Origin of the sequence: Sporosarcina sp. P13 (assembly GCF_002743055.1) — a bacterium.
Classification (GTDB): domain Bacteria; phylum Bacillota; class Bacilli; order Bacillales_A; family Planococcaceae; genus Sporosarcina.
The window spans coordinates 42,770-50,716 of the sequence record NZ_PDYM01000023.1 but is presented as its reverse complement, the minus strand read 5'-3'; the positions used below and the strand labels follow the sequence as shown (position 1 = coordinate 50,716).

Sequence of the window (7,947 nt, the reverse complement as noted above, 5' to 3'; positions counted from 1 at the left end):
TGAGCGCGATACCAAGGTCTATGAGCGCGATACCAAGGTCTATGAGCGCGACGCCAAGATCTATGAGCGCGATGCCAAGGTCTATGAGCGCGATACCAAGGTCTATGAGCGCGATACCAAGGTCTATGAGCGCGATACCAAGGTCTATGAGCGCGATACCAAGGTCTATGAGCGCGACGCCAAGATCTATGAGCGCGATGCCAAGGTCTATGAGCGCGATACCAAGGTCTATGAGCGCGACACCAGGGGTCTATTGTTTAAACCAACCAGGATCTCCTCTATAAACAACAAAAAAACGACCCGCCCTGAAGGCGAGTCGTTCGTTTTGTAGAAGTTAGTCTACTTGGTGGTCACTTCCGAAGAAGTTTTTGAACATCTGAATTGTTGTCGCTCTACCGATAGCACCGATAGAAGTCGTCAATGGAATACCTTTTGGACAAGCAACTACACAGTTTTGTGAGTTACCGCACTCAGTGATTCCGCCGTCAGCCATAACTGTAGCTAGACGCTCATCTTTGTTCATTGCACCAGTTGGGTGAGCGTTGAATAAACGTACTTGTGACATCAATGCAGGCCCCATGAAGTTCGTCTTGTCGTTAACGTTCGGACAAGCTTCTAGACAAACACCACATGTCATACATTTAGACAATTCATATGCCCATTGGCGTTTACGCTCAGGCATACGAGGTCCTTCACCAAGATCATACGTACCGTCGATTGGTACCCATGCTTTGATACGCTTTAAGGAATCAAACATGAATTCACGATCTACAATCAAGTCACGAACGACTGGGAATGTGCGCATAGGCTCTAATTTGATTGGCTGTGTTAATTGATCAACTAACGCAGTACAAGACTGACGTGGACGACCGTTAATTACCATAGAACATGCTCCACAAACTTCTTCCAAACAGTTCATGTCCCAGTTTACAGGTGTAGTTTTTTCGCCTTTTGCGTTTACCGGGTTACGTCTGATTTCCATAAGTGCCGAAATAACGTTCATATTCGGACGGTATGGAATTTCAAAACGCTCTGTGTAGGAACTTGAAGTTGCAGTATCTTGACGTTGAATATCAAATACGACTGTTTTTTGTGCAGTTGCAGTTTGTTGTTCACTCACTTTTTTCAGTCTCCTTTCTTCGCAGAATAATCGCGTATACGTGGAGGAATTAGTGATGTATCTACTTCTTCATAAGAGATGATAGGCGCAGATTGTCCATCAAATTCCGCAATAGTTGTCTTCAGGAAGTTCTCATCGTCACGATTCGGGAAGTCTGGCTTGTAGTGCGCGCCACGACTTTCATCACGTTGCAATGCTCCTAATGTAATAACACGTGCTAGGTATAGCATGTTTTTCAATTGACGTGTAAACATAGCTCCTTGGTTAGACCATTGCTGTGTATCCGTCATGCTAATATTTTCATAACGTTCCAGCAACTCAACAATTTTTTCGTCTGTTTGCTTCAACTTGTCGTTGAAACGAACAACCGTTACGTTGTCAGTCATCCATTCGCCAAGCTCTCTGTGAAGGAGATACGCATTTTCCGTGCCATCCATTTTAAGCAATTCTTCCCATTTTCCTTGCTCTTCTTTGACCGCATCTTCGAATATCGTTGCAGGAAGTTCATCAGCAGTACGCTTCAGTTGCTTCATGTAGTCGATTGCATACGGTCCAGCGACCATTCCGCCGTAGATTGCAGAAAGCAATGAGTTCGCTCCTAGACGGTTTGCACCGTGTTGTGAGAAGTCACATTCTCCTGCTGCAAATAGACCTGGAATATTTGTTTGTTGATGATCATCAACCCATAGTCCACCCATTGAATAGTGAACAGCCGGGAATATCTTCATTGGTAATTTACGAGGATCGTCACCTGTGAACTTCTCGTAAATCTCGATGATTCCACCTAGTTTAATATCTAATTCTTTAGGGTCCTTGTGAGATAGATCCAAGTACACCATATTTTCACCGTTAATACCTAGTTTTTGGTTTACACACACGTCAAAAATTTCACGTGTTGCAATATCACGTGGTACTAAATTACCGTAGTCTGGATACTTTTCTTCCAAGAAGTACCACGGCTTACCATCTTTATATGTCCAGATTCGTCCACCTTCACCACGTGCAGATTCACTCATTAGACGTAGTTTATCGTCTCCCGGAATAGCAGTTGGGTGAATTTGGATAAACTCTCCATTTGCATACTTTGCACCTTGCTGATAAACGATTGAAGCTGCTGAACCTGTGTTAATAACAGAGTTTGTAGATTTACCGAAAATAATACCAGGTCCGCCAGTAGCCATGATGACCGCATCCGCTTTGAATGCTTGAATTTCCATTGTCTTCATGTTTTGCGCTTTAATACCGCGGCAAACTCCCTCTTCATCTTTAATGATTCCAAGGAATTCCCAGTGCTCGTACTTTTGTACTAATCCTGTTACCTCATGTGAACGTACTTGTTCATCTAGAGCGTAAAGTAATTGTTGTCCAGTTGTCGCACCCGCATAAGCTGTACGGTGGTGAAGTGTACCACCGAAACGGCGGAAATCCAATAGACCTTCTGGTGTACGGTTGAACATAACTCCCATACGGTCTAATAAGTGGATAATACCAGGAGCTGCTGCCGTCATTGCTTGCACTGGTTTTTGATTCGCTAGGAAGTCTCCACCGTAAACTGTATCATCAAAGTGAATATCGACTGAGTCGCCTTCACCTTTCGTGTTTACAGCACCGTTAATGCCGCCTTGGGCACATACAGAGTGGGAACGTTTCACTGGTACTAGCGAGAACAAGTCAACCGGTGTGCCAGCTTCTGCTGATTTGATGGTAGCCATTAAACCAGCTAATCCTCCACCGACGACAATCAATCTGCCTTTTGCCATTATTGTTTCACTCCTCAATTATACGTGATTTCATTGGTTTTTAAGTTTAGTTAGTAGATTAAACAAATGCTAGAAGTGCTTGTACACCGATTACAGAAAGTACTAAGAACACGATGATTGTAATGTAAGATACAATCTTTTGTGAATTTGGTGATTGCGCAAGACCCCAAGTGACACAGAAAGACCAAAGTCCGTTTGCCAAGTGGAAAGTCGCTGATAGAACTCCAACGATATAGAATACAAGCATTAATGGATTTGATAAGATATCAGCCATCATGTTGAAGTCTACTTCTGTACCAAGCGCTTTTTGGATACGTGTTTCGTACACATGCCATGCAATAAAGATTACAAGGAATACGCCCGTGAAACGCTGTAGTGTAAACATCCAGTTACGGAATGTCCCATAATTGCCTACATTGTATTTCGCAGAAAAAGCTATGTACACTCCGTAAAAAGCGTGGAACATCAATGGAATATAGATAATGAACCATTCCAAGAAAAATACAAACGGCAAGTTCCCCATAAAATTAGATGCATTGTTAAATGCTTCTTCACCGCGCGTCGCAAAGTGGTTGATGACTAAGTGTTGGGCAACAAAAAGTCCAACTGGAATAACACCAAGCAACGAGTGTAAGCGGCGTAAGAAAAAATCTGTTTCTTTCGACAAGTTTTTACCCTCCCTTATTTCTGAGATCCCCCTTTGATGATGCAGTTCTCTATTGGTCTGCTATTTTCATCGGTCTCTCTCTTTCGTGATACAATATGATAACATGTATATTGTACTCCTCAGTTTAAGACAGGTCAAGACGTCATCTGCTTTTCTTATTATATTATGATTTTTCCAATAATACACGATTCACAAGTTACTTCCCACGGTTTCTTCTATAGAAAGAACCTACTTAATCAACGGTTAGGAAGATTCTGTAAATCCTTATAGGTTATTCGTATTTAATTGTCTAGAAATGTCGAAAGAAGAATGTTTTAATTCTATTAAATACACAAAAGATCCCTTAACCTTCATCGGTTAAGGGATCTTCTGTTGTCACGGGCTGTTGGAAGTGCGCCAACAAATCGCTAGCTACTTTTAAAGGTAAACCTGCTTCCTTTAATTCTTCCTCTGTTGCTTGCCGAATCGCCTTGACTGTTTTGAAATGCTTAAGTAACTGCTGTTTACGTTTAGGTCCTACACCTTCAATTCCATCGAGTGAAGAAGTTAAAGAAGAAGCACCTCTTCGTTGTCTATGGAACGTAATCGCAAATCGGTGCACTTCATCTTGCACACGTTGCAGTAAATAAAACGCCTCACTCGTCTTCTTCAAAGCTACGATTTCTGGAGGACTGCCATATAACAGTTGTGCCGTATTGTGTTTATCATCTTTTGCCAGACCAGCAATCGGAATAGCTAATCCTAATTCATCCTCTAGTACTTCCCTCGCTACTTCCATCTGACCTTTCCCACCATCAATGACAATCAAATCCGGCAAAGGCAATTGATCTTTCAAGACGCGCGTATAACGACGTCTGATGACTTCGCGCATAGCACCGTAATCATCATGTGCAGCGGCCGTCTTCGTTTTATATTTTCGATAGTCTTTACGATTCGGTCGGCCGTCGATAAATGAAATCATCGCGGATACCGGCTCTACTCCATGTGTATGCGAGTTATCAAATGCTTCAATTCTAAGCGGCGTGCTAATAGCCATCACTTTGCCTAGTTCTTCACAAGCTCCAATCGTCCGCTCTTCTTGCCGCTCGATTAATTGGAACTTCGCATTCAATGCAATTGTTGCGTTTTTTTGAGCCAATTGTACAAGATCTTTTTTCTTCCCACGTTGTGGTACAAACACAGTTGTATCGAGTAATTGTTCAGCTAGACTTAAATCTACTGACTCAGGTAGGAATACTTCTTTAGGTAATAAATGTTGACCTTCACCGTAAAAACGTCCGAGGAAGGTTAATAATTCGTCTTCTGGATCTTGATATGCCGGGAAAATCGAAACATCCCGTTCAATCAATTTCCCTTGACGAACGAAAAAAACTTGAACACACATCCACCCTTTATCGACCGCATAGCCAAATACATCTCGATCCGTGAAGTCATTAGCATTCATATTCTGCTTTTCCATCACAGTTTCTATATTGGTAATCTGATCGCGGTATTCTTTCGCGCGTTCGAATTCCAATTCCTCAGCCGATTCATTCATCTTCTGTTGCAATTCTTTTTTCACTTGCTTATATCCACCATTAAGAAAACGAGTGATATCTTGAATCATTTCAGTATACGCATCCGCAGGCACCTCTTTAATACAAGGGGCCAAGCATTGCCCAATATGATAATAAAGACAAGCACGTGTTGGAATACTTTGACACTTACGATACGGATATAAGCGATCCAATAGTTTTTTTGTCTCATGTGCTGCAGTCGCATTCGGATAAGGCCCAAAGTATTTACCTGTTTTTTTATTCACTTTTCTCGTAATGATTAATTTAGGATGTCGTTCATTTGTAATTTTCAAGTATGGATACGTTTTATCATCTTTTAACATAATATTGTATTTCGGATCATATTTCTTAATCATATTCAACTCAAGAATAAGCGCTTCAATTTCTGAGTTTGTAATAATATATTCAAAGTCCTCAATTTCTCCGACCAGTCGCTGTGTTTTTCCGTCATGTGAGCCGGTGAAATAGCTGCGTACACGGTTTTTCAGCACTTTCGCTTTTCCAACATAGATAACGGTGCCTTGGCGATCCTTCATTAAGTAACAACCAGGAAAGTCAGGGAGGATCGATAATTTATGTTCAATGATTTCATTCATTATATTCACCTACTAAAAAACCGGGATGCTGCGATAGCCCCCGGTTTGTTGTATTTATGCGTGTTTTTCAACTAGTTGTGCAAGTGCTTCTTTCGGTTGGAAGCCTACTACCTTCTCAGCTACTTCTCCGTCTTTGAAGAGTAACAAAGTTGGGATTGACATGATTCCGAACTGACTAGCAGTTGCTTGGTTATCATCGACATTTACTTTAACGATGTTTGCTTTCCCTTCAACTTCACCTGAAAGTTCTTCAAGCACAGGAGCGATCATTTTGCATGGTCCACACCAAGGTGCCCAAAAGTCTACTAGTACTACGCCTTCTTTAATGTTTTCAGCAAAGTTTGAATCGGTTGCATTGATAATTGCCATTATTATTTCCTCCTTTAATCTACAGCTATATTCGCATTATATCATGGAGGATTCTCATCGGCTAAAATAATGCTTATGAATCCATTTTCACTTAGTTTACTTTAATTTTTTTGACTTCCTCAATCATTATTGGAAGGATTTCAAAAAGATCTCCTACGATACCATAGTCCGCAATTTTAAAAATGTTGGCTTCTGGATCTTTATTAATCGCTACGATCACTTTTGAGTTCGACATTCCTGCTACGTGTTGGATTGCGCCCGAAATTCCCGCCGCGATGTATAGATCCGGTGTTACCACTTTACCCGTTTGGCCAATTTGTAGTGAATAGTCACAGTAGTCAGCATCACATGCGCCACGCGAAGCACCTACTGCTCCACCAAGTAAATTAGCTAGTTCTTTCAATGGTTCGAACCCTTCTGGTCCTTTAACACCACGACCACCCGCTACGATAACCTTCGCTTCTGACAGATCCACACCTTCAGTTGACTTGCGTACGACGTCTTTGATGATTGAGCGAAGATTAGTAATCTCTACAGATTTTGAAGCTACATCGCCTGAACGGCTAGCATCATGCGCTAACGGCTCAATGTTGTTCGGACGAATAGAGATGAACAATAAACCTTCTTTAATTTCAACCTTCTCGAATGCTTTACCTGAGTAGATTGGGCGTACGAACTCTGCATCGTCTCCTTCTCCTTCAATTTTAGTAACATCCGAGATCAGTCCAGCACCCAGTTTACTTGCTACTTTTGGCGATAAGTCCTTACCCATTGCCGTATGTCCGAACACAATACCTTCTGGTGATTCGTCTTCATAGACCGCCATGAATGCTTGGCCAAAACCGTCTGGCGTGTAATGTTTCAAGTGTGGATGCTCAACCGTTACGACACGATCTGCTCCATAATGAATCATTTCTTCACCTAATGATTGTACTTGTTCCCCTATTAATACAGCGACGACTTCTCCGCCACCTGAAATTTTCTTTGCAGCTGCGATCGTCTCAAAAGATACGTTACGCAGTTCTCCATCCCGCACTTCACCTAAAACTAACATTTTCTTTGACATAGTGTAGTCCTCCTCATAACGGTTCAATATGAAATCAAATAACTTTCGCTTCAGAATGCAATAACTTCACAAGTTCAGCTGCTTGATCTGCCGGTTCGCCTTCTAGTACACGTCCTGCTGATTTTGCTGGTGGTAAGAATACTTCTTTCGTTTCTGTCTTTGCTTCCACATCATCTTCTTCAAGATCTAAGTCATCGAACTCGACTTCTTCAAGCGGCTTTTTCTTTGCTTTCATAATTCCTGGCAATGAAGGATAGCGAGGTTCGTTTAGACCTTGCTGTGCCGTCACGAGAAGTGGAAGAGATGTTTCGATTGTTTCGGAATCCCCTTCTACGTCCCGAACGACCGTTACATTTGTTCCATCTACTGTTAATTTCGTTATTGTTGTTACGTAGTTGATACCAAGCAATTCTGCTACACGAGGTCCAACTTGCCCAGAACCTCCGTCAATCGCTACATTACCCGCAAGAATTAAATCTGCTTTTTTGTCTTTTAAGTAGTCTGCAATGACTTTCGCTGATGTATATTCATCTATGTCGTCAATATCATCTTCTATGTTAATTAACACGGCCTTGTCAGCGCCCATTGCTAACGCTGTACGCAATTGCTTCTCGGAATCTTCGTTACCGATAGATAGCACAGTTACTTCTCCACCATGTTCATCCCGTAATTGAATTGCTTCTTCCACCGCATACTCATCGTATGGATTAATGATGAATTCCGCACCGTCTTCTGCAATCGCACCGTTTGAGATTGAAATCTTTTCTTCCGTATCAAATGTTCTTTTTACCAATGCATAAATGTTCATTAATA

The 7,947-nt window shown here is 41.8% G+C and carries 8 protein-coding genes; 1 reads left to right on the top strand and 7 read right to left on the bottom strand.

Translation table 11 applies throughout. The features are described 5' to 3' along the window. The coding region (locus CSV79_RS16835; RefSeq protein WP_199171913.1) for a hypothetical protein at window positions 1-331 on the top strand (331 nt) is incomplete at its 5' end. Between the two features lie 3 nt (window positions 332-334). Here the strand turns inward: CSV79_RS16835 and sdhB are convergent. The 7 genes from sdhB to CSV79_RS11150 all read right to left on the bottom strand — a co-directional run bounded on the left by sdhB (window position 335) and on the right by CSV79_RS11150 (window position 7,942). Beyond that, a complete protein-coding gene (gene sdhB / locus CSV79_RS11180) occupies window positions 335-1,129 on the bottom strand; it encodes a succinate dehydrogenase iron-sulfur subunit (RefSeq protein WP_199171914.1) in 795 nt (264 codons plus the stop codon). Continuing rightward, window positions 1,126-2,880, bottom strand: a complete 1,755-nt coding sequence (sdhA, locus tag CSV79_RS11175) for a succinate dehydrogenase flavoprotein subunit (RefSeq protein ID WP_099689135.1) — start codon at window positions 2,878-2,880, stop codon at window positions 1,126-1,128. Before sdhA ends, sdhB begins: the two co-directional genes overlap by 4 nt. A 58-nt stretch (window positions 2,881-2,938) precedes the next feature. Then, a complete protein-coding gene (locus tag CSV79_RS11170) occupies window positions 2,939-3,547 on the bottom strand; it encodes a succinate dehydrogenase cytochrome b558 subunit (protein WP_099689134.1) in 609 nt (202 codons plus the stop codon). Window positions 3,548-3,890: 343 nt separating this feature from the next. Beyond that, a complete protein-coding gene (gene uvrC, locus CSV79_RS11165; protein WP_099689133.1) occupies window positions 3,891-5,699 on the bottom strand; it encodes an excinuclease ABC subunit UvrC in 1,809 nt (602 codons plus the stop codon). 54 nt (window positions 5,700-5,753) lie between these two features. Next, the gene (gene trxA, locus CSV79_RS11160) at window positions 5,754-6,068 is read right to left on the bottom strand and encodes a thioredoxin (RefSeq protein WP_099689132.1); all 315 of its coding nucleotides are present in this window, start codon (window positions 6,066-6,068) and stop codon (window positions 5,754-5,756) included. Window positions 6,069-6,159: 91 nt separating this feature from the next. Then, on the bottom strand, window positions 6,160-7,134 hold the full coding sequence (locus CSV79_RS11155; RefSeq protein WP_099689131.1) for an electron transfer flavoprotein subunit alpha/FixB family protein: 975 nt from the start codon (window positions 7,132-7,134) through the stop codon (window positions 6,160-6,162). Between the two features lie 34 nt (window positions 7,135-7,168). Next, window positions 7,169-7,942, bottom strand: a complete 774-nt coding sequence (locus CSV79_RS11150) for an electron transfer flavoprotein subunit beta/FixA family protein (RefSeq protein WP_099689130.1) — start codon at window positions 7,940-7,942, stop codon at window positions 7,169-7,171. Between the last annotated feature and the right edge of the window lie 5 nt (window positions 7,943-7,947).

What these genes read in the sequence shown, in the direction of transcription:
- sdhA (WP_099689135.1), bottom strand. Translation starts at nt 2,880, where the DNA reads ATGGCAAAAGGCAGATTGATTGTCGTCGGTGGAGGATTAGCTGGTTTA.
- uvrC (WP_099689133.1), bottom strand. Translation starts at nt 5,699, where the DNA reads ATGAATGAAATCATTGAACATAAATTATCGATCCTCCCTGACTTTCCT.
- trxA (WP_099689132.1), bottom strand. Translation starts at nt 6,068, where the DNA reads ATGGCAATTATCAATGCAACCGATTCAAACTTTGCTGAAAACATTAAA.
- CSV79_RS11155 (WP_099689131.1), bottom strand. Translation starts at nt 7,134, where the DNA reads ATGTCAAAGAAAATGTTAGTTTTAGGTGAAGTGCGGGATGGAGAACTG.
- CSV79_RS11150 (WP_099689130.1), bottom strand. Translation starts at nt 7,942, where the DNA reads ATGAACATTTATGCATTGGTAAAAAGAACATTTGATACGGAAGAAAAG.